This window comes from Flavobacterium arsenatis, from assembly GCF_031456785.1.
GTDB classification, from domain to species: Bacteria; Bacteroidota; Bacteroidia; order Flavobacteriales; family Flavobacteriaceae; genus Flavobacterium; species Flavobacterium arsenatis.
In genome coordinates this window covers 15,905-37,342 of record NZ_JAVDVI010000017.1, presented here as the reverse complement: position 1 = coordinate 37,342, position 21,438 = coordinate 15,905, and the positions used below count along the sequence as shown (strand labels likewise).

General features: G+C 37.5%; 17 protein-coding genes. 4 read left to right on the top strand and 13 right to left on the bottom strand.

Features of this window, described 5'->3' with window-relative positions; translation table 11 throughout:
• Window positions 1-31 precede the first annotated feature (31 nt).
• The 3 genes from J2X31_RS15870 to J2X31_RS15860 are packed head-to-tail and all read left to right on the top strand — an operon-like array spanning window position 32 to window position 2,009.
• On the top strand, window positions 32-799 hold the full coding sequence (locus tag J2X31_RS15870; RefSeq protein WP_310028031.1) for a cyclase family protein: 768 nt from the start codon (window positions 32-34) through the stop codon (window positions 797-799).
• Between the two features lie 33 nt (window positions 800-832).
• The gene (locus J2X31_RS15865; protein WP_310028029.1) at window positions 833-1,210 is read left to right on the top strand and encodes an MmcQ/YjbR family DNA-binding protein; all 378 of its coding nucleotides are present in this window, start codon (window positions 833-835) and stop codon (window positions 1,208-1,210) included.
• A gap of 49 nt (window positions 1,211-1,259) precedes the next feature.
• Window positions 1,260-2,009, top strand: a complete 750-nt coding sequence (locus J2X31_RS15860; RefSeq protein WP_310028026.1) for a PH domain-containing protein — start codon at window positions 1,260-1,262, stop codon at window positions 2,007-2,009.
• Between the two features lie 93 nt (window positions 2,010-2,102).
• On the opposite strand, the gene J2X31_RS15855 is transcribed toward J2X31_RS15860, so the two are convergent.
• From J2X31_RS15855 to J2X31_RS15800, 12 genes are all read right to left on the bottom strand, one after another.
• Window positions 2,103-3,638 carry a DUF4394 domain-containing protein gene (locus tag J2X31_RS15855; RefSeq protein WP_310028023.1) on the bottom strand — a complete coding sequence of 512 codons (1,536 nt, stop codon included), beginning with the start codon at window positions 3,636-3,638 and terminating at the stop codon, window positions 2,103-2,105.
• Window positions 3,639-3,779: 141 nt separating this feature from the next.
• Window positions 3,780-4,703 (bottom strand): tRNA epoxyqueuosine(34) reductase QueG, encoded by a 924-nt coding sequence (gene queG / locus J2X31_RS15850; RefSeq protein ID WP_310028021.1) that lies wholly within the window; start codon window positions 4,701-4,703, stop codon window positions 3,780-3,782.
• A gap of 158 nt (window positions 4,704-4,861) precedes the next feature.
• Entirely contained in the window at window positions 4,862-5,884 is a 1,023-nt protein-coding gene (ruvB, locus tag J2X31_RS15845; protein WP_310028018.1) for a Holliday junction branch migration DNA helicase RuvB, read from the bottom strand.
• A 39-nt stretch (window positions 5,885-5,923) separates the two neighbouring features.
• Complete coding sequence (locus J2X31_RS15840) at window positions 5,924-6,226, bottom strand: GNAT family N-acetyltransferase (RefSeq protein WP_310028015.1); 303 nt, start codon at window positions 6,224-6,226, stop codon at window positions 5,924-5,926.
• Between the two features lie 99 nt (window positions 6,227-6,325).
• Window positions 6,326-8,125 (bottom strand): cytochrome c oxidase subunit I, encoded by a 1,800-nt coding sequence (locus tag J2X31_RS15835; protein ID WP_310028011.1) that lies wholly within the window; start codon window positions 8,123-8,125, stop codon window positions 6,326-6,328.
• Window positions 8,126-8,165: 40 nt separating this feature from the next.
• Window positions 8,166-9,335 (bottom strand): cytochrome c oxidase subunit II, encoded by a 1,170-nt coding sequence (locus J2X31_RS15830; protein ID WP_310028008.1) that lies wholly within the window; start codon window positions 9,333-9,335, stop codon window positions 8,166-8,168.
• A gap of 18 nt (window positions 9,336-9,353) precedes the next feature.
• Window positions 9,354-10,874 carry a quinol:cytochrome C oxidoreductase gene (locus J2X31_RS15825; RefSeq protein WP_310028006.1) on the bottom strand — a complete coding sequence of 507 codons (1,521 nt, stop codon included), beginning with the start codon at window positions 10,872-10,874 and terminating at the stop codon, window positions 9,354-9,356.
• A gap of 24 nt (window positions 10,875-10,898) precedes the next feature.
• Complete coding sequence (locus J2X31_RS15820; protein WP_310028005.1) at window positions 10,899-11,444, bottom strand: c-type cytochrome; 546 nt, start codon at window positions 11,442-11,444, stop codon at window positions 10,899-10,901.
• A gap of 8 nt (window positions 11,445-11,452) precedes the next feature.
• On the bottom strand, window positions 11,453-11,980 hold the full coding sequence (locus tag J2X31_RS15815) for a DUF3341 domain-containing protein (protein ID WP_310028004.1): 528 nt from the start codon (window positions 11,978-11,980) through the stop codon (window positions 11,453-11,455).
• On the bottom strand, window positions 11,973-13,376 hold the full coding sequence (gene nrfD, locus J2X31_RS15810; RefSeq protein ID WP_310028003.1) for an NrfD/PsrC family molybdoenzyme membrane anchor subunit: 1,404 nt from the start codon (window positions 13,374-13,376) through the stop codon (window positions 11,973-11,975). Before nrfD ends, J2X31_RS15815 begins: the two co-directional genes overlap by 8 nt.
• 35 nt (window positions 13,377-13,411) lie before the next feature.
• Window positions 13,412-16,474: a TAT-variant-translocated molybdopterin oxidoreductase gene (locus tag J2X31_RS15805; RefSeq protein ID WP_310028000.1), complete on the bottom strand. Its 3,063-nt coding sequence runs from the start codon at window positions 16,472-16,474 to the stop codon at window positions 13,412-13,414.
• 68 nt (window positions 16,475-16,542) lie between these two features.
• A complete protein-coding gene (locus tag J2X31_RS15800; protein ID WP_310027999.1) occupies window positions 16,543-17,868 on the bottom strand; it encodes a c-type cytochrome in 1,326 nt (441 codons plus the stop codon).
• A 216-nt stretch (window positions 17,869-18,084) separates the two neighbouring features.
• Here J2X31_RS15800 and J2X31_RS15795 point away from each other — a divergent pair, with 216 nt between their 5' ends.
• Window positions 18,085-18,474 (top strand): SPOR domain-containing protein, encoded by a 390-nt coding sequence (locus tag J2X31_RS15795; RefSeq protein WP_310027997.1) that lies wholly within the window; start codon window positions 18,085-18,087, stop codon window positions 18,472-18,474.
• Between the two features lie 49 nt (window positions 18,475-18,523).
• Here J2X31_RS15795 and infB read toward each other — a convergent pair whose 3' ends face one another.
• Window positions 18,524-21,433, bottom strand: a complete 2,910-nt coding sequence (gene infB / locus J2X31_RS15790; RefSeq protein ID WP_310027996.1) for a translation initiation factor IF-2 — start codon at window positions 21,431-21,433, stop codon at window positions 18,524-18,526.
• Window positions 21,434-21,438 lie beyond the last annotated feature (5 nt).

Below are 21,438 nucleotides of genomic sequence, written 5' to 3'. Positions count from 1 at the left end.
TGTTAGCTTTGAAATATTAAATTTTTTTAATGTGAAAGCAACCATAAGCCACAATTCGCAAACGTTTCAAATAGATTTCTCAAAACCTCTCGATATTTCCATCACCTTGTCCAACACCGATGAAAACCCGATTGCTTGGTATATTGAAAAACCGGTAATCGAACCCGTAGTTTTTGGCGATTGGATTGGTAAAGTTTCAGAGGGAAAATCGTCAACAAATTTCAATAATATATTTTTCAATCCACACGGTCATGGAACTCATACTGAATGTTTGGGGCATATTACCAAGGAATTCTACAGCATCAATCAAAGTTTGAAAACTTTTTTCTTTCTGGCAGAATTGGTTTCCGTTGAGCCAGAAATGCAAGGAGAAGATTCAGTTATTACAAAGGAGCAAATCAAGAAAGCTGTAAATGGAAAAACGCCTGAAGCAATAGTTATCAGGACTTTGCCTAATGAAAAGGAAAAACTTTCAAGGAAATATTCCAATACCAATCCTCCATATCTGGATGAAAAAGCTTCGGAATTCATACGCGAAAGCGGGATAAAACACCTTTTGATTGATTTGCCAAGTGTAGATAAGGAGCATGATGAAGGGAAATTATTGGCCCATAAAGCATTTTGGAATGTGAAGGATGTCAATGTTTTAAATGATGATGCAAGATTAGATGCCACAATTACAGAAATGATTTTTGTAAAAGATGAAATCCAAGATGGTATTTATTTGTTGAATCTGCAAATTGCTTCGTTTGAAAATGATGCTTCGCCGTCGAAACCCGTTCTGTATCAAATTCTTTAAATCCTTCAATCTTTAAATCTTTCAATCTAAAAAATGAACATCCAACAATTTTTCGAATTTTGTCTCTCTAAAAAAGCCGTTACCGAGCATTTCCCTTTTGATGAAGATACTTTGGTCTTTAAAGTTGGCGGAAAAATGTTTGCACTTTCGTCCTTGTCTCAATGGGAAAAAGGAATGCCATCCATCAATTTGAAATGTGATCCAGAACGTGCTGAAGAACTTCGGGCAGAGTTTGACGACATTCAGCCAGGCTACCACATGAGCAAAGTGCATTGGAATACGGTTGCTTTAAATGGCGATGTTTCGGATAAAATGGTTCGGGAATTAATTGATCATTCATATGATTTGGTTTTTAAAAGCTTGACCAAGAAATTACAGGCCGAGATCAATTTAGGCGATTCGATAATTTGAAAATTAGATAATTAGACTGTACATTTACAGAAAAAAAAGCAACTCAAAAATGAACGAACATATAAAAAAGTTTTTAAACGAAGAACAAGACCCAAAAGCGATTGAGAAAATCACTTCTAAATTGACGGATTTATTGATGAAAAATGAGGAAGTTGGATATATTGGCGTTCAAAAAAAGCCGGTTACCGTTTTTCCAGACAGCATCGTTTTAACGAATAAAAGAATCATTATTTGCAAGCCTAAAAATTTAGGTTTGTCTATGGACTTCACTGATTATACTTGGGATGATATTTCTGGAACTTTCGTGAAAGAGAATATTTTAGGTTCAGAATTTTCTTTTACAACGCATACAGATTTGACGATTTCGATTGATTATATTCCCAAAATTCAGGCAAGAAAGATTTATACTTTTGCTAAAGAACAATTGGATATTTTGAAGAATGGAGTAGCTCCCGTAGCTGCGGAAACTGTTTATGAAGAACCAAAAGCAGAAGTTGTAGAGCAAGAAGAAATTACTGAAGAAGTTGTTGCTTTAGTCGAAGAGCCAGAAGTTATTGAGGAAATCGAAACGGAAGAAGTGACGGATTATGCCGAAATTATTCCGGTTGCACAATCGGGTTATCGCGATGAAAAGCAATTTCCAGATGACACACCTACTTCAAAGGAACGAGCTTTGAGAGACCTTTCGCAAGACGAGTTGTTTGAAAAACTTCAGAATTATAAAAAATTACTCGACAACGGATTGATTATGCAAGGAGAATATGACACTTTGAAAAAGGAGATTTTGAGTTATATGTAAATTATTGAAGAGAAAATAGCCAACACACACAAGCTAAAATGGAGAAGCTCCGGTTCCCCGAAGCTTCTCCTGCATTATAGCAAAAAACTAACCCTAAAATCCTAAACCAACTGCCATTGCTGTAGCATCAATATTAAAATCGGCCACTTTTGTTGCCGCTCCAGTAGAGAGGTTAAAGCTATATACGGCTGTCATATTGTTAACCGTTAGCAAACCGAAAGCCATATTGCTGCTTCCGCCGATATCAAATCCGTTTTCTGAATCAATATCAAAACCTATTGCACCAACCGCTACCAGAACGCCATCATTTGGAGGTGTTTGGGTGTATAACATATTGGTTGTTGCATCCAAAACATATAAAGTTGTAGCCGTAGAAGAGGCAAAATTATTAGTATAAGCCGCGGCATTTACATTTGGACTTCCTGGATTCAAATTACCATCAGTGAAAACGACAGTTCCTAAATCAGGATGTAATCTTAAATTCTGACCTGTGTTGCTTACCAATCGGATTCTATCTACCGTAGGGTTAAAATCAAAACCGAAAGACGTTCCTGAAAGTGCCGGAGTCAATGCCGAACCGATTGGAGTCACTTGTCCATTGGCAGTATTCACTGTCAACAATCTGCTTTGATTTGTAATGGCGTATAAGGCTCCATTTGCTGGACGAAAATCTAACCCTACAATCATTTCACCGTCCATCATCCCCATTAAATCAACCGCATTTTCGCTAGGATTTGTCGGGTTGAAACGGTATAATTTATTAGCTGCAGATGTAGCAAAAGCTACAGGATTTGTTTTAAAAGCAATACTTCTGACAGCCATTCCAAACTTGCCAACCATCTCTGCTTTAGCTGTTGTCAAATTGATCGTATATAAATGAGTACCATCAGCATTTATAGCAGTTGCAAGAGCTACGCTATTATCAGGCATGATATCAAAACCGCCCATTCCCATGAAATCTACAGTCAAGTCACCCACTTCTTCAAGTCCGCCATCATTCGGAGGGTTTTGCAAGTATAATTTATCTTCTGCAAAATCAATGTCATATAGCATTGTCGAGCTGGCTCCGGCCATGCTATTCGTGTAAGCTACAGCACCAATTTTTGGATTGTTACCACCGTTGATACTTCCATCTGTAGCGGCAACTGTTCCTAATTCGGGATGCAAACGTAAATTTTGTCCCGAGTCGGTTACCAATCGGATTCTATCTACCGTCGGATTAAAATCTATAGTAGCATTTTGACTCACAATTGCTGGAGAAAATGCCGCCGAACCTAGTGGTGTAGCTAAACCTGATTCTTCATTAATAAGATAAAGCCTACTTGTAGAACCTAGTGCATACAATTGTCCAGTTGCAGGCCGGTAATCGATGCTCAATATAGCTTCTGATGGTTGCAATCCTGTTACTTCTAAGGTAGAAGTTGGACTTCCTAAGTTTCTCGCGTTGTAATAGGCTATCTTGTTATCCATTGTCAAAGCTGTAAAATTTACATTTGGAGCTTGAACCATCCCTGGAGGAGGAGTAGTTGAACCTGTATCTTCTGTATCATCACATGATACTGTTGTAAATGCTAATGCCGTCAGTAACGCATACGACATTCCTCTGAAGTTAGATGTTGTTTTTTTCATAATATAAAGTGTTTATTTGATTTAAGAACACTTACGAAATGAAGTTTTATATGGTTTTCAAAAAACAGCCAAAAAGATGCATTTTAAGAAATATTTAGTATTTCCTTTACATGGATGGTCAAGCCGATGAGTGAAGGATTTTTACTTTAAGAAGTTGATGTTTCGTTTCAGCCCTTGAAATTTTGTTCGCTTAACGGCTGAATTTTTAAAGACCTCTCTGAATGTTTGCTCTGTAATTTCCTCCCATTCTTTCTTGGACATCGAAAGCAATTCGGTATTAGGATTGAATAAGGGTTCTTTATGAGGTTTTGAGAATTTATTCCACGGACAAACATCTTGGCAAGTGTCGCATCCGAAAGCCCAATCATCGAAACTGCCTTTCATTTCCTGGGGGATATTTTCTTTTAATTCAATTGTGAAATACGAAATACATTTGCTTCCGTCTACGACATAAGGAGCGACAATAGCTTGTGTTGGACAGGCATCTATACAAGCCGTGCAACTGCCACAATGGTCAGTCGTGGCATTATCGTATTCAAGTTCAAGATCAATGATTAATTCGGCTATAAAATAAAAAGAGCCTACTTGTTTGGTTAGCAGATTACTGTTTTTACCGATCCAACCAAGTCCGCTTTTTGCCGCCCAGGCCTTGTCTAAAACCGGAGCAGAATCGACAAAAGCACGACCTGAAACTTCGCCAATTTCATTTTGAATAGAAAACAAAAGTTCTTTTAATTTTTCTTTGATTACGAAATGATAATCCTGACCATAAGCATATTTTGAAATTTTGTAAGCATCCAAATTTTGAGTTTCAGATGGATAATAATTCAATAGTAACGATACTACTGATTTGGCATCATCAACTAAAAGTGTTGGGTCAAGGCGTTTGTCGAAATGGTTTTCCATATAGGACATTTGTCCATTCATGTTACTATTCAACCAATTTTCTAGACGTGGTGCTTCTTGCTCCAAGAATCCAGCTTTCGATATACCACAAGACATAAATCCGAGACGTAATGCCTCGGATTTGATGAACTTTGTATATTTTTCTTTGTTGGAAATCATTGCGTCTTGATTGGGTTAGCCCCGATTGTAACGGAAAGCCCGGAATTTGAAAAGTTTATTTTTCCTGACAGAAAAGAGCGACCGACGGAAGCTCCTTTTATGGCTTTGGAAAAATTACTTTTCAAATGAGGACTTGGAGTGGAAAGCGGGATTAGCTCCTAAAAAAGTCCGCCTTGAATGTTTGTTCTAATCTTCCCTAAATGCATATAGGCTTTTTCTGTTACTTCCCTTCCTCTTGGCGTTCTCATTATGAACCCTTCTTGAATAAGAAAAGGCTCATAAACTTCCTCGATGGTTTCGCTACTTTCTGAAACGGCTGTTGCCAAAGTGGATAATCCTACTGGTCCTCCTTTGAATTTATCGATGATCGTGGTTAGGATTTTATTGTCCATTTCATCCAAACCGTGAGCATCTACATTTAGTGCTTTTAGCGAGAACTTTGCTATTTCTATGTCGATTTTTCCGTTTCCTTTTATTTGTGCAAAATCGCGAACACGTCGTAACATTGCATTTGCGATACGAGGCGTTCCACGGCTTCTTCCTGCGATTTCAATTGCCGCTTCCATTGTGATTGGCATTTTCAAGATAGCAGAACTTCGCTGTACGATTGTGGTTAAAAGTTCGGTATTGTAATATTGCAAACGGCTTTGGATTCCGAAACGGGCTCTCATTGGAGCAGTCAAAAGTCCAGAACGAGTTGTAGCTCCAACTAATGTAAATGGGTTCAGATTGATTTGAACCGTTCTTGCATTTGGTCCAGATTCAATCATAATATCGATCTTGAAATCTTCCATTGCAGAATAAAGGTATTCTTCTACGATTGGACTCAAACGATGGATTTCGTCTATAAAAAGCACATCTCTTTCTTCCAGATTGGTCAGCAAACCTGCCAAGTCTCCAGGCTTATCCAAAACTGGGCCTGAAGTTATTTTTATTCCAACTCCTAGTTCATTTGCCAAAATGTTTGCCAAAGTAGTTTTTCCTAATCCCGGAGGTCCGTGAAAAAGGGAATGATCCAAGGCCTCATTTCGTTGATTGGCGGCTTGAACAAAAACTTTGAGGTTATCCAAAATCTGATCCTGACCAGCAAAATCATCAAAGGATAACGGTCTTAATCTTTTTTCCAGATCAAGTTCCTCTGGATTGTAACCGTTGTTGGTTGGGTCTAAATTCTCATTCATCTGGCAAAGATAGTGATTAGGAATTTTCTTTAAATAGAATTATTTACTCACATTATAGCCTTTTGCCAAAATAGATTGCCATTCGGGATTCTTAACAAGATATTTTGCTACAAACGGGCAAAGTGGAGCCAAAGTGTAGTTGTGTTCCTTGATATAATTTAATGCCTTTTCGACAATATCACTTCCGATACCTTTTCCTCCAAGCGATTTCGGAACTTCGGTATGGGTTAGAAACATTACCTTGTCGTTTGTCAGGATGTATTCAATAAAAGCGATGTGTCCATCGACTTCCATTTCAAATCTTTTTTTGTCTTCGTTTAGTATAAATTCGTAGTCGTTCATATTTATAATTTTTATACCTATAAAAGTAACCAATAATCTTTGAATAACATTCATAAAAAAAGCCCTGAACAAACAGGGCTTTCTATATTTATGTCAGTCTTAGTGATTTAAAACTTCTTCACCTTCTTTCATCGGAATATGTTGAGGAACGAAATCTTCATCATGTCCTGGCTTACTGTAATCGTAAGGCCATCTGTGAACTTCAGGAATTTCTCCAGGCCAGTTTCCGTGCATGTGTTCTACAGGAGCAGTCCATTCAAGGGTATTTGATCTCCAAGGATTTTGTACCGCTTTCTTACCGTAGAAAATACTACTGAAGAAGTTGTACAAGAAAACCAATTGGAAAGCACCTCCTACCAAAGCAAAGATTGTGATCAAAACGTTTACGTTTTGCAAATCATCAAACAATGGGAAGTTTGTGTTTGTGTAATATCTTCTTGGTAAACCTGCCATACCGATGAAGTGCATTGGGAAAAACACTCCGTAAGCACAAACTGCAGTTACCCAAAAGTGAACGTATCCTAAATTTTTGTTTAGCATTCTTCCGAACATTCTTGGGAACCAGTGATAGATTCCAGCAAACATTCCGTAAAGTGCAGAGATACCCATTACAAGGTGGAAGTGAGCTACAACGAAATATGTATCGTGGACGTTGATGTCAAGTGTACTATCTCCAAGAATAATCCCTGTCAAACCACCCGATATAAAAGTTGATACCAATCCGATTGAGAACAACATGGCAGGATTCATTTGCAAGTTACCTTTCCAAAGTGTTGTAATGTAATTGAAAGCTTTTACAGCTGAAGGAATTGCAATCAATAACGTTGTGAACGTAAACACAGATCCTAGGAATGGATTCATACCTGAGATAAACATGTGGTGACCCCAAACGATTGTTGAAAGAAATGCAATTGCCAATATAGAAGCAATCATCGCACGGTAACCGAAAATTGGCTTACGTGAGTTGGTTGCAATAATTTCAGATGTAATACCTAAAGCTGGTAATAATACGATATATACTTCAGGGTGACCCAAGAACCAAAACAAGTGCTCAAACAAAACAGGCGAACCACCTTGGTAATGCAATACTTCTCCAGCGATATAGATATCAGAAAGGAAGAATGAAGTTCCGAAACTTCTGTCCATTATAAGCAACAAAGCTGCAGATAAAAGTACAGGGAAAGAAACGATACCAATTACAGCAGTAATAAAGAATGCCCAGATTGTAAGAGGAAGTCTAGTCATAGACATACCTTTTGTTCTCAAGTTGATAACGGTTACTACATAGTTCAAAGATCCCATTAAAGAAGATGCGATGAAAATTGCCATAGAAACTAACCATAGTGTCATACCTGTTCCTGAACCTGGAATTGCTTGTGGCAATGCTGATAAAGGAGGATAAATTGTCCATCCTGCAGATGCTGGTCCTGACTCCACAAATAGGGAAGAAACCATAATTACACTTGAAAGGAAAAACAACCAGTAGGAAATCATGTTCATGAATCCAGAGGCCATATCACGTGCTCCAATTTGAAGCGGAATAAGCAAGTTACTGAAAGTTCCACTCAAACCAGCCGTCAATACGAAGAATACCATTATTGTTCCGTGGATGGTTACCAACGAAAGATATGCATCATTTTTCATCACTCCACCTGGAGCATATTGTTCACCAAGGAAAAACTTGAAAACTCCAAAAGATTCTTCTGGCCAAGCCAACTGCATTCTAAAAAGCATGGACATTCCCACACCAATGATTCCCATGATAATACCTGTAATTAGGTATTGTTTGGCAATCATCTTATGATCAATACTAAAGATATATTTAGTAATGAAAGTATCCTTGTGGTGGTGTTCGTGTTCGTGATCGTGTTCGTGATGATCGTGTCCGTGATCTGACATATATTATAATTTAAATTTTATTTAAAAATATATTTGTTTATTATTTTACTGCTGCAACAACTTTCGTTGTATCCACTGCTACTGATGAAGTATCTTTTGTTACTGGAGATGAAGGTCCTTGAGGCTCTTCTTTAGAAGCTTTCTCTGCTTTTACTGCTTCAACCAATGTAGGTTTTTCACTCAACCATTTTTTATAATCCTCTGGAGTGTCAACTACGATTTTCATTTGCATGTTGTAATGAGAAGCTCCACAAATTTTATTGCAAAGCAATAAGTAATCAAATGTGTAAGGATCTAGTGGAGATTCACCTTTAGCAATTAAAGCGGCGCTTCTTTTAGCACGTTCGTGGTTGATATTAGCTACTTTTTCAGACATCTTTTTTGTAGCTCTGTATTCTTCAGTTGTTAATGTTGGAGTAAACGCAAATTGAGTTACCATACCAGGAACACAGTTCATCTGAGCTCTAAAGTGAGGCATATAAGCAGAGTGCAACACATCCTGAGAACGCATTTTGAACAACACCTTTTTACCTTTTGGGATATGAAGTTCCGTAACCACTTTATCATCTTGTGCGTTTGGATCAGCCAAGTCAACACCTAAAGTATTTACACCTTCGATATATCTTACATTAGCTTTTCCAAGAACATTATCTTCCCCAGAATATCTAGCTTCCCAAGCAAATTGCTTGGCATAAAGTTCAATAACGATTACATCTTCTTCTTTTTCATTCACAAACATAATATTTGTCCAAGCATATAATCCATAAAGAATCAAACCAGCCAAAACTACTGCAGGAATAACCGACCAAATGAATTCTAATCTGTCGTTATCTGCAAAATATAATGCTTTTCTATCTTTGTTACCTCTGTATTTAAAAGCAAAGTAATGCAATAAAACCTGAGTGATAGCCTGTACTATGAAGATTAGAACCCAAGTAATGTTCATCAATCTATCTACATCCTTTCCGTGTTCTGAAGCTGGGTTGTCTAAAACCAAGTGTCCCCATGCAAAAAGACCATAAATCGTGAAGATATAGATGAATGCCAAGAAGCCAAACATCAAATAACCTTGAACATTATTGTCCTTATCATTGGCAACCTGCACATTGTTTGCAGCTTGTCCAACTTGAGTCAAATCGAATATTTTAGTCAACTGCCAAAGAGCAATAGCTAATAAAACTAAAACTATAATTACCAACAAACTTGTCATCTGTTTTTTCTTTAAATATTAATAATGAAAATGCTTACTTTCCTCAATAAATGGATTTCTTTTAGCCAATAGAGGAGATTTAGTAAGTGCTGAGAAGACAACAAATACAAACAACCCTACGAAGAAAAGTAAAGACCCAATTTCAGGAATTCCTATGAACCATTGATCGCCAACTGTTGCAGGCATAATCATATTATAAAAATCTACATAGTGACCTAACAAGATTACTGTTCCAGCCATAACGATGATCCAAGTCAGACGTTTGAAATCTGTGTTGATCAATATCAAGATTGGGAAAACAAAGTTCATCACAACCATTCCGAAAAAAGGCAAGTTGTAGTCTTCAATTCTTGTAATGAAATAGGTAACCTCTTCTGGAATGTTTGAATACCAGATCAACATAAATTGAGAGAACCATAAGTACGTCCAGAAAACACTGATACCGAACATGAATTTCGCTAAATCGTGGATGTGACTTGTATTTACAAATTCTAAATATCCTTTTGATTTCAAGTATAGAGTTACCAATGCAATTGTAGTGATTCCGCTTACGAAGAAACTAGCAAAAACGTACCATCCGAACAAAGTACTGAACCAGTGTGGGTCAACCGACATGATCCAATCCCAAGACATGATAGATTCTGTAACGATGAAGAATACTAAAAATGCCGCTGACATTTTGAAATTCTTCTTATAGAAAGTATTGTCATTAGCTTCATCTTGAGCAAGACAGTTTTTTCTTGAATAATATCTGTATAAATTCCATCCAATTAAGAAAATTGCAGCTCTGATCAACCAAAAAGGTACATTCAAATAGCCTGTTTTTCCAGCGATAAGTTTGTCATAGTTTTCGTGTCCAACAACATCAACTCCTTCATTCATCCATACGAATAAGTGATTATGACCAAAATGCATACCTGTCAAAACTAGTACTATAAAGAAAATAACTGATCCAACTGGCAAATAAGCCGTTATACCTTGCATTACTCTAAACAACACCGGAGACCAACCTGCTTGAGCCACTTGCTGGATTGCATAGAAAGCCAAAGCTCCTAATGAAATCAGCATAATGAAAAGACAAGCTACATACAAAGCAGCCCAAGGCTTGTTTTGCAACTGGTGTAATACGTGGTGCAAGTGCTTTTCGTGTTCAGCATGAGCATCAACATGTTCTGTTGTTTTATGTTCAGCAACGTGATGATCTTCTGCTACAACTGCAGCAACTTCAGTAGAATCGTGATTTGCCTCATGATGTGCTACTGTATCACTTGCCTTAACACTGTCTGAAACATTATGAGTAGTTTCAACTTCTTTATGAGCATCCGCTTCAGTAGCATGAGCTTCATGATTTGCTTCGCCGTGTCCTTCTGTTGCATGTGCATCATGAGCATCACCATGACCGTGACTGTCGGCTGCAAGAATTTTTTCTACTTCTGCAATATCCTTTGGTGCATTTAAAAACCCGATTCCAATACCAACAGCTCCTAAAACCATTAGGACAATTGAAAACGTTTTTAATTTGCTAGAAAATGTGTACATATCTTATATATCAGTGTTATACAATTATAATTCGCTTTTCAACTTCATTACATAAGAAGCTACCATCCAACGCTCATCTGCTGATAATTGGTTGGCATGAGATCCCATCGCGTTCAAACCATAGGTTTCAACATGGAATACACTTCCTTCTGTAATTACTCTGTCTTTATAGCTAGGAACTCCAAGGAATTTCTCTCTTTTAGATAGATTTCCTTTTCCGTCTCCTTTTTCACCGTGGCAAATTGCACAATAAACACCATACAATTGAGCTCCTTTATCTGAAGCTTTAGCTGTGGCATCTAATGGCGATTGAAGATTAGCTTTTGCCATCTCATATCCCTCTGTTGTATTTGGATATTCATAAGGTACAAATCCTCTTTTTATTGCTCCATCAGGAACCAATTGTCCTTCTTTTCCATTTTCAAAAGCATCAGACTCTGCATAAGTTTCATAACTCACAGCTTCATACATATTTGGAAAGTACTGGTAATTAGGACTTTTTTTATCAAAGCAAGAAGTTACTACTGCTGATAATCCTAATAAAATCACTATTTTATTTAAGCTTTTCATATCTACTTTTAATGCTTTTCGATTACTTTAACTTCAACTGCACCTGTATTATGGAAGAAAGAAACCAATTCTTCTTCGTTATTATTTACAGCAACTTCCATCAAGAAGTGATCGTCTGTTGTTCTTACATCTGGATTTTCAGCTTGCTTGAATGGCCATAATTTACTTCTCATATAAAAAGTGATAACCATTAGGTGGGCTGCAAAAAATACGGTCATCTCAAACATTACCGGAACGAAAGCAGGCATATTCTCGATATAACTGAAACTTGGCTTTCCTCCAATATCTTGAGGCCAGTCTGAGATCATAATATTATTCATCATCCAAGTAGCGAAAGACAAACCACACAATCCGTAGATAAAAGCACATATTGCTAATCTGGTTGGTGCAAGTCCCATAGCTTTATCCAATCCGTGAACTGGAAATGGCGTGAAAACTTCTTCGATATGGTGATGAGCAGCACGGGTTTTCTTAACCGCGTCCATCAACACATCATCATCATTGTAAATAGCGTATATAACTTTATTACTACTCATGGTGTGAATCTTTATTTGCTTCTCTTAATTTTTTATAATTTTCTCCAGATGATTTCAAGATTGTTTTCACCTCTGCTTGTGCAATCACTGGGAATGAACGAGCATAAAGCAAGAACAATACGAAGAAGAAACCAATTGTTCCGATGAATATTCCAATATCAACAAATGTTGGTGAAAACATCGTCCAAGAAGATGGAAGGTAATCTCTGTGCAATGAAGTTACGATAATTACGAAACGCTCGAACCACATTCCAATATTTACTACGATTGAGATTACGAAAGAGAACATGATACTTGTTCTTAATTTCTTAGACCACATGAACTGTGGAGAGAAAACGTTACAAGTCATCATTGCCCAATATGCCCACCAGTAAGGTCCAGTAGCTCTGTTCAAGAAAGCATATTGTTCGTATTCAACTCCAGAATACCAAGCCACGAATAACTCTGTGATATAGGCAACACCAACGATAGAACCTGTAATCATGATTACGATGTTCATCAATTCGATATGTTGAATGGTGATATAAGCCTCAAGGTTAGAAACTTTTCTCATAATGATCAACAATGTGTTTACCATTGCAAATCCTGAGAAAACCGCTCCAGCAACGAAGTATGGAGGAAAGATTGTGGTGTGCCATCCTGGAATTACAGAAGTAGCAAAGTCAAAAGATACAATCGTGTGTACAGAAAGTACAAGTGGAGTTGCCAAACCTGCAAGTACCAAGGAAACTTCCTCAAAACGTTGCCAGTCTTTTGCTCTACCGCTCCAACCGAAACTCAATATTGAATATACTCTTTTTGTGAAAGGTGTGATTGCTCTATCTCTAAGCATTGCAAAATCGGGAAGCAAGCCTGTCCACCAGAAAACCAATGAAACTGAAAGGTAAGTTGAGATTGCAAATACGTCCCAAAGAAGTGGCGAGTTAAAGTTTACCCATAATGAACCAAATTGATTCGGAATTGGTAAAACCCAGTAGGCCAACCATGGACGACCCATGTGGATGATTGGAAATAAACCTGCTTGTATTACAGAGAAGATGGTCATCGCTTCTGCCGAACGGTTAATGGCCATTCTCCATTTCTGACGGAATAATAATAATACGGCAGAAATCAATGTTCCAGCGTGACCGATACCAACCCACCAAACGAAGTTCGTGATATCCCAAGCCCAACCAACTGTTTTATTTAATCCCCATGTTCCGATTCCTGTAGATATTGTATAAACAATGCAACCTAATCCCCATAAAAAGGCAACTAATGCAATAGTAAATACTGTCCACCATTGTTTATTGGCTCTTCCTTCAACAGGTGCAGCTACATCTACTGTTATATCGTGATAAGATTTATCACCAATAACTAAGGGTTTTCTAATGGGTGCTTCGTAGTGAGACGACATAATCCTTTTATATTGTTACTTAATAATTTATTTGACTAGGTATTTCTAACTTTTACGTGGTAGATAACGTTTGGTTGCGTTCCAACATGCTCTAATAAATGATACATTCTATCATCTGCCTTCAATGCTGCAACTTTGCTTTCTTTATCGTTAACATCTCCAAAAATCATTGCTCCAGAAGAACAAGCCGCTGAACATGCTGTTTGGAATTCACCATCTTTAATTGCTCTACCATCACGTTTTGCATCAAGGATTGTTTTTTGTGTCATTTGAATACACATCGAACATTTTTCCATAACTCCACGAGAACGAACGTTAACATCTGGGTTCAATACCATACGACCTAAATCATCATTCATATGATAATCGAATTCGCTGTTTTTGCTGTATAGGAACCAGTTGAAACGACGCACTTTGTAAGGACAGTTGTTTGCACAATAACGAGTACCAACACATCTGTTGTATGCCATATGGTTTTGACCTTGACGGCTATGAGAAGTTGCTGCAACAGGACAAACTGTTTCACACGGAGCGTGATTACAGTGCTGACACATTACTGGCTGGAACGCTACTTGTGGGTTTTCTGAAGCAATTTCCATTTCTCCAAAACCTCCTAGCGAACCTTTATCTCCAAATAATCCGTCGAATTCTTCTTTTTTAGTATTATCTCCTGCGAAAGTTGTTTCAGAAGAATAGTATCTGTCAATACGCAACCAGTGCATATCACGACTTCTTCTAACTTCAGATTTACCTACAACCGGAACGTTGTTTTCAGCGTGACAAGCGATAACGCAAGCTCCACAACCTGTACAAGCATTCAAATCGATAGATAAATTGAAATGATGTCCAACTGAACGATCAAAAGAAGTCCAAAGATCAACTTCAGTTGCTTTTACTGGATTGTGATCCAAAGAAACCATTGGTTGGATGTTCCAATCCTTAGCGTTTTTAGTATTGAAAACCTCTAAAGTAGTTTCTTTAATAATATCGCCACGTCCCATTAAAGTTTTTTGCAACTGAACACAAGCAAACTCGTGATCACCAGTTGCTTTGGTTATCTTAACAGATTGGATATTATTGAAATTATTATATAAAACGTAAGCGTTAACACCTACTTGCATTTCTTCTTTTAATGCTGCTTTCTTACCATATCCTAATGATAAACCAACAGTTCCAACAGCTTGACCTGGTTGAATAATTACCGGCACTTTTTCTAATTTGGCAACACCTACTTCAAGATCCACGTAACTACCGTTCAAACCTCCATTAGCAACATTGTAGTTTTCTAACTTCAAATTGTCCGCATCTACTTTTGAAATGGTAATGTAGTTGTCCCAAGAAACTCTTGTGATTGGATCTGGAAACTCTTGCAACCAAGGATTGTTTGCCTGTTGCCCATCTCCCATTCCTGTTTTTGTATAGAGAACCAACTCTAGTCCTGAAGCATTTTTTGATTGAGCCAATGCATTTGCAGCACCTGCAAAATCAGCAGAACCTCCAGTAGCAACCGAAACAGCACCTACAAAAACACCATCATGAACTACTTTATTCCAAGTAGTACCACCTAGGTAAGAAGCAGAATTTGCTTTTAAATAATCGTAGTAATTCGCAGTATTTCCTGTCCAAGACAATAAGATATCTTGAAATTGTTTTGTTTCAGCAAATAAAGGACGAATCGTTGGCTGTGTTAATGAGTAAGTCCCTTTTGTAAGCGACAAGTCATTCCAAGATTCTAAATAATGAGTAGTTCCAATAGCAATATTAGAAACCAAAGCCGTTTCATCTTCTTTCAAAGAAACTGACACTGAAAGGGTTACTTTTTTCAAAGCATCTGCAAATTCCTTACTGTTTGGTAAAGAATAAGCAGGATTAACACCACTCATAATCAATGTATGAACGCTTCCTGCTTTCATATCATTTACTAATTGAGACACTTTTGCGTTAGAACCTTTTCTGATCTGACGTGTTCCCGAAGTAGTAAATGCTTCACTTGAAAGTGCATTATTGATTGCTAAAACCAACAATTGAGCATTTTTGTCATCAATACCAGAAACTAAAACTCCTTTAGAACCCGAAGCTTTCAATTGTTGAGCCGCTTTAGTTACTTCAGCATCAAACTTTCCAAGGTTTACAGCAACAGCAGCACCCGTTACTATATTGTATATTTTTACTAATGCTTGTTTTTGCATAGCAGTTGTCATTGGAACACGCTTATCAGCGGCAGCTCCAGACAATGTCATATTCGATTCGAATTGGAAATGCTTCGACATCTTTCCGTTTTTAGGAATTCTGCCTTGAGCATAACCTGCATCATATCCTCCACCTTGCCAATCTCCAAGGAAATCAGCTCCAACGGAAACAATTGTTGCTGCTTTTGAGAAATCATAATCCACTAAAGCTCTTTCACCATAAGCAGTTTCAAAAGCATCCAAAGCTTCAGATGAAGAAACTGCATCATAAATTACGTGTTTTGCAGTTGGATTTGCAGCTATAAATTCAGCGATTAATTTTTCTGTAGAAGGACTTGCCAGTGTATTAGTCAACAAAACAACTTGTCCGCCTTTTGCCTTAGCATCAGCCAAACTTGCTTTAACTTTTGAATCGACTTCACTCCAAGTTGCCGTTTTACCAGCTATCTTTGGTTGTTTCAAACGCATACTGTCATACAAAGACAATATAGACGCATGAACTCTTGCATTTGCTGAAAATTTAGCTCCAGTAATTGTATTATTTTCGATTTTAATAGGACGACCTTCTCTTGTTTTTACTAACAAATTAGCAAAATCAAAACCATCAAAAACAGTAGTCGCGTAATAATCTGCAACTCCAGGAATGATTTGTTCTGGCTGAACTACATAAGGAATAGATTTGATAACTGGACCTTCGCAAGCTACTAACGATGCAGCAGCTGTACTAAATCCTACGTACTTTAAGAAATCACGACGTGTTGTTGATGAAGCGGATAAAGTGGCTTCGTCTCCTAGAAATTCATCCGTAGGAATAGCTTCAACAAATTCGTTATTTCTTAACGTCTCAACAATAGAACTATTTTCGTTTAGTTCCTCAACACTTTTCCAGTATTTTTTGTTTGATGACATCTTATATAAATATTAGCTTCTTAATTATTTTCTTTAACTTGTTTTTTAATTATTGATTTCAACAATAATTAATAGTGACATTTACCACACTCTAAACCACCCATATCGGCAGCCGTAAGTTTGTTTTTGCCATATTTTTTAGCAAGCTCTTCGTGAATTTTAGTATAGTATTCGTTTCCTTCCATCTTAACATCAGTTTGTCGGTGACAATCAATACACCATCCCATTGTTAAAGGAGCAAACTGCTTCATCACCTCATAACTTTCAACTGGACCGTGACATTTTTGACACTCAAGACCTGCAACCGAAACGTGCTGAGAGTGGTTAAAGTATGCGAAATCAGGAAGATTGTGGATTCTAACCCATTTTACCGGTTTAGTTTTTCCTGTATAAGTTTGAGTCGTTTTATCCCAGCCTACTGCATCGTATAGTTTTTGGATTTCAGCAGTGTAGAACTCTTTGCTGTATTCCACATAAGTAGAATCTTTATCTCCTTGGAAATCAGAAATATTTTTATGACAGTTCATACAAACATTCAACGAAGGAATACCTGCATTTTTACTAACTCTTGCAGAAGAGTGACAGTATTTACAATCGATACCATTGTCCCCAGCGTGAATCTTGTGAGAATAATGGATTGGCTGAATTGGTGCATAATTCTGATCGATACCAACTTGCATAAAGAAACCATATACAAAATAAGCACTTGAAAGCAACAATAGGATCGCTGTAACCAATACTAAAAATTGATTTTTAGCATAAGCTTTCCAGATTGGCAATGTAGCTTCTTTTTGAGCAACTTCAATTCCGTTTGCTTTAGCGATTTTATTTAAAACATTACTAACCAAGAACAACATTACAACCAACATTGCCATCACAAGAACCAAAGCTCCTAAAATAACGTTGTTTGAAATTCCCGAATCAGAACCAGCCGAACCTACAGCTCCACCAGGTGTTGGAGGCGGTGTAGCCGCTACTTCAGAAGTATAAGCCAAGATATTATCAATATCCACCGTTGACAATTGAGGAAAAGCAGTCATTACAGATTTGTTATTTTCTTCAAAAATCTTAACAGCTGTTGCATCACCTGATTTAATCAGTGACTGACTGTCTTTGATCCACTTGTACAACCAATCCTTGCTGTATTTATCAGCAACACCTCTCAAGGCGGGACCGGTCATTTTTGCGTCAAGCTTGTGACAGGCAGCACAGTTTGAATTAAACAATGCTTTTCCTGCAGCAGCGTCACCAGCAGGAGCTGAAGCCGTAGCCGTTTCTGCAACCGGAGCCGCAGGCGTTTCTTGAGAAAATGTTTTAGCGGAAATTGTTAGCATCAAAGCTAAACTGAATAGTAAAATTCTTGAAATCGAATTATGGTTACCCACCTTTTTCATATTTTAAATGATTATCGACTAATTTTGGTATGATTTTTTCTGCATGTTTTTCAGAGAAAACCTTATAGGTCATTTATAATTTGGACAAAAATACGATTTAAGAACTATTCTCAAAACCCTAAATATATCTTAATTCTTAATTTATATTTATTCTAAATAATTTTATTCTTCGGGTTAAACCTATATATAGTACATTTGTTTAAAAAACACCACTTTATGAAAAATTTCGGATTAAATTCTTTTGCAATTGCAGTATTTGCGACCTTATTTTTACCTTCTTATTCTTATTCTCAGAATGAAAAAGTTACCGTGACACAGGATTCGAAATTTGAAAATTTATTAAGTGAAAAAAGAAGAATAAATTCCTCTATAACCATAAATGATCGGTATAAAATTCAGATTTTTAATGGAGATAGTGAAAATTCCAAAAAGACACTGAATGAATTCAAAAGAGAATTTAAAAATCTTGATGCAACCATAATCTTCAATACTCCTTATTACAAGGTATGGGTTGGAAACTTTAAAACCAAAATTGAAGCAGAAAGGAATCTTATCGCATTGCAAAAAAAGTATCCGAATGCACTACTCATAAAACCTAACAAATAGGCATAAAAAAATCCCGATTGCTCGGGATTTTTTAATTTATATAAAACTCTTATTTCAGTTTTTTCTTTACTGCAACCTCTTGGAAGGCTTCAATAACATCGTATTGTTCGATTTCATTGTATCCTTTGATTTGCATACCGCAATCGTATCCTTTAGAAACTTCCTTCACATCGTCTTTGAAACGTTTCAAGGCAATCAATTCACCTGTGTGAATTACAACTCCTTCTCTGATCAAACGTATTCTTGAAGAACGGAATATTTTTCCATCGGTAACCATACAACCTGCAATTGAACCCACTTTTGAAATCTTGAATATCTCTCTGATTTCGGCAGTTCCTGTAATCTCTTCTTTCATTTCTGGAGACAACATTCCTTCCATTGCATCTTTCAAATCATCAATTGCATCGTAGATAATTGAGTAGTTACGAATATCGATTTCTTCTTTGTCAGCCAATTGTCTTGCATTTCCAGCAGGACGAACGTTAAATCCGATGATGATAGCATCTGAAGCAGAAGCCAACATTACGTCAGTTTCTGTAATTGCTCCAACGCCTTTATGAATAATATTGATTTGAATTTCTTCGGTAGAAAGTTTAGAGAATGAATCTGACAATGCTTCAACAGAACCATCCACGTCACCTTTAAGGATTATGTTCAATTCTTTAAACTGTCCTAATGCAATACGACGACCGATTTCCGCAAGGGTAATGTGGCGTTGTGTACGAACGGATTGCTCACGCATTAATTGAGTACGTTTTGCAGCAATTTGTTTTGCTTCTCTTTCGTCTTCAAAAACGTTGAATTTATCACCCGCTGTTGCCGCACCATCCAAACCTAAAACCGATACTGGAGTTGAAGGACCTGCTTCTTTCACTACATTCCCTCTTTCATCGTGCATCGCTTTGATCTTACCGTGATGTTTTCCAGCAAGCATATAATCTCCTACTTTCAAAGTTCCGTTTTGAACCAAGATTGTAGATACGTATCCCTTTCCTTTATCCAAGAAAGCTTCAACAACAGTTCCTGAAGCAGCTCTGTTTGGATTTGCTTTCAATTCAAGGATTTCAGCTTCCAATAAAACTTTTTCCAATAAATCTTTTACACCTGTACCAACTTTCGCAGATATATCATGTGACTGGATTTTTCCACCCCAGTCTTCAACAAGCAAGTTCATACCTGCCAATCTTTCCTTGATTTTTTCTGGATTAGCATTTGGCTTATCTACTTTATTGATAGCAAATATAATTGGAACACCTGCCGCTTGGGCATGGCTGATTGCCTCTTTTGTTTGTGGCATGATGTCATCATCCGCCGCCACAACGATAATGGCAATATCGGTAACTTGTGCTCCACGAGCTCTCATCGCGGTAAACGCTTCGTGACCTGGTGTATCCAAGAATGCAATTTTTTGTCCACTATCTAAAGTCACTCCATAAGCCCCGATGTGCTGTGTAATACCTCCCGACTCTCCAGCAATTACATTCTCCTTACGAATATAATCCAGCAAAGAGGTCTTACCGTGATCGACGTGACCCATTACCGTAACAATTGGCGCTCTAGTTTCTAAATCTTCTTCAGAATCCACAACATCTTGAATAGAATCTTCTAATTCAGTTGTGATGAATTCCACTTCATAACCAAATTCATCGGCAACGATAGTCAATGTTTCAGCATCAAGACGCTGATTCATCGTAACCATGATCCCTAATGACATGCAAGTTCCAATTACTTTTGTAATCGGCACATCCATCATGGTAGCAATTTCACCAACAGTAACAAACTCTGTTACTTTGATCGTCTTGCTTCCTTCTTCGATGGCTCTTTGCTCATCATCCGATTTCTGACGGTGCGTATCTCTCTTATCTCTCCTGTATTTGGCCGCTTTTGATTTACCGCCTTTACCTTGAAGTTTTTCAAGAGTTTCTCTAATTTGATTTTTTACTTCTTCCTCTGTAGGCTCAACTTTTGCAACAATTGCCGGACGGTTTCCTTTTACGAAACCTGGTCTAGCACTTCTGTTGGCATTGTTACCGCCTGCATTTGGAACAATTTTATTTGGATTGTTACCTGGTGTTCCCGGTGGTCTTGGAGTTCCCGCAGTTCCAGGAGCTCCTGGTTTGGCAATAATTCTTTTTCTTTTATTCTTGTTTGCGTTATTTGCACCTGCACCAGCTGGATTTGTTCCCGGCTTGTTAGGTGTAATTTTAGGCTCTTCTTTTTTCTTTTTAGGTTTATTGAATTGAGATAAATCAATTGTTTTTCCTGTAAAAGTTGTTCCTGATAATTGAACATATTGTGTGGTGATTGACTCATCAGCAGGTTGTTCAGGAGTTGTAGTTGCTGGAGTTTCAGGTTTTGACCCCGAAACTTCATCTGCTTTTGGAGCTTCTTCCTTTTTAGCAACAGCTGCTACTGGTTTTTCAACCTTTTCTGTTTTATCTTCAGCTACAACTGGCTTCTCTTTTGGAGCCTCTTGTTGAACTGGTTTTTCAACCACAACTTCAGGCGCTTTTTGTACTGGAGGAGTTTCAACAGGTTTTGCTGGAGCCACAGGCTCTTCTACTTTTGCAACTGGTGCAGGAGTAGGTCTTTTAGGATTCAGATCAATAGTTCCCACTTGTTTAGGACCCGTTACCACAGCTTTCGCCTTGATCACTTCTTGTTGTCTTAAACGTTCTTCGTCCTGTTTGCGTTTGTCTTCGATTTCTTTTTCTCTTTCGATACGCAAAGCTTCTTTTTCTTTTCTCTTCTCTTCACTTACTTCCAGTGAAGCTTCCTTTTTCCCCTTATCGCCAGCAAATTGATTTTGTAGGATACCATATTCCGCATCAGAAATTTTGGCGTTCGGATTTGCATCAATAGCAATTCCCTTATCTTTCAGATAATCAACGGCTCTTTCTAACGAAATATTGAATTCCCTTAAAACCTTGTTTATTCTTATTACTCTCTCTTCAGACATAAAAA

Coding starts and splice junctions, on each gene's coding strand:
- J2X31_RS15865 (WP_310028029.1), top strand. CDS start 833: ATGAACATCCAACAATTTTTCGAATTTTGTCTCTCTAAAAAAGCCGTT.
- J2X31_RS15860 (WP_310028026.1), top strand. CDS start 1,260: ATGAACGAACATATAAAAAAGTTTTTAAACGAAGAACAAGACCCAAAA.
- J2X31_RS15855 (WP_310028023.1), bottom strand. CDS start 3,638: ATGAAAAAAACAACATCTAACTTCAGAGGAATGTCGTATGCGTTACTG.
- queG (WP_310028021.1), bottom strand. CDS start 4,703: ATGATTTCCAACAAAGAAAAATATACAAAGTTCATCAAATCCGAGGCA.
- ruvB (WP_310028018.1), bottom strand. CDS start 5,884: ATGAATGAGAATTTAGACCCAACCAACAACGGTTACAATCCAGAGGAA.
- J2X31_RS15840 (WP_310028015.1), bottom strand. CDS start 6,226: ATGAACGACTACGAATTTATACTAAACGAAGACAAAAAAAGATTTGAA.
- J2X31_RS15835 (WP_310028011.1), bottom strand. CDS start 8,125: ATGTCAGATCACGGACACGATCATCACGAACACGATCACGAACACGAA.
- J2X31_RS15830 (WP_310028008.1), bottom strand. CDS start 9,335: ATGACAAGTTTGTTGGTAATTATAGTTTTAGTTTTATTAGCTATTGCT.
- J2X31_RS15825 (WP_310028006.1), bottom strand. CDS start 10,874: ATGTACACATTTTCTAGCAAATTAAAAACGTTTTCAATTGTCCTAATG.
- J2X31_RS15820 (WP_310028005.1), bottom strand. CDS start 11,444: ATGAAAAGCTTAAATAAAATAGTGATTTTATTAGGATTATCAGCAGTA.
- J2X31_RS15815 (WP_310028004.1), bottom strand. CDS start 11,980: ATGAGTAGTAATAAAGTTATATACGCTATTTACAATGATGATGATGTG.
- nrfD (WP_310028003.1), bottom strand. CDS start 13,376: ATGTCGTCTCACTACGAAGCACCCATTAGAAAACCCTTAGTTATTGGT.
- J2X31_RS15805 (WP_310028000.1), bottom strand. CDS start 16,474: ATGTCATCAAACAAAAAATACTGGAAAAGTGTTGAGGAACTAAACGAA.
- J2X31_RS15800 (WP_310027999.1), bottom strand. CDS start 17,868: ATGAAAAAGGTGGGTAACCATAATTCGATTTCAAGAATTTTACTATTC.
- J2X31_RS15795 (WP_310027997.1), top strand. CDS start 18,085: ATGAAAAATTTCGGATTAAATTCTTTTGCAATTGCAGTATTTGCGACC.
- infB (WP_310027996.1), bottom strand. CDS start 21,433: ATGTCTGAAGAGAGAGTAATAAGAATAAACAAGGTTTTAAGGGAATTC.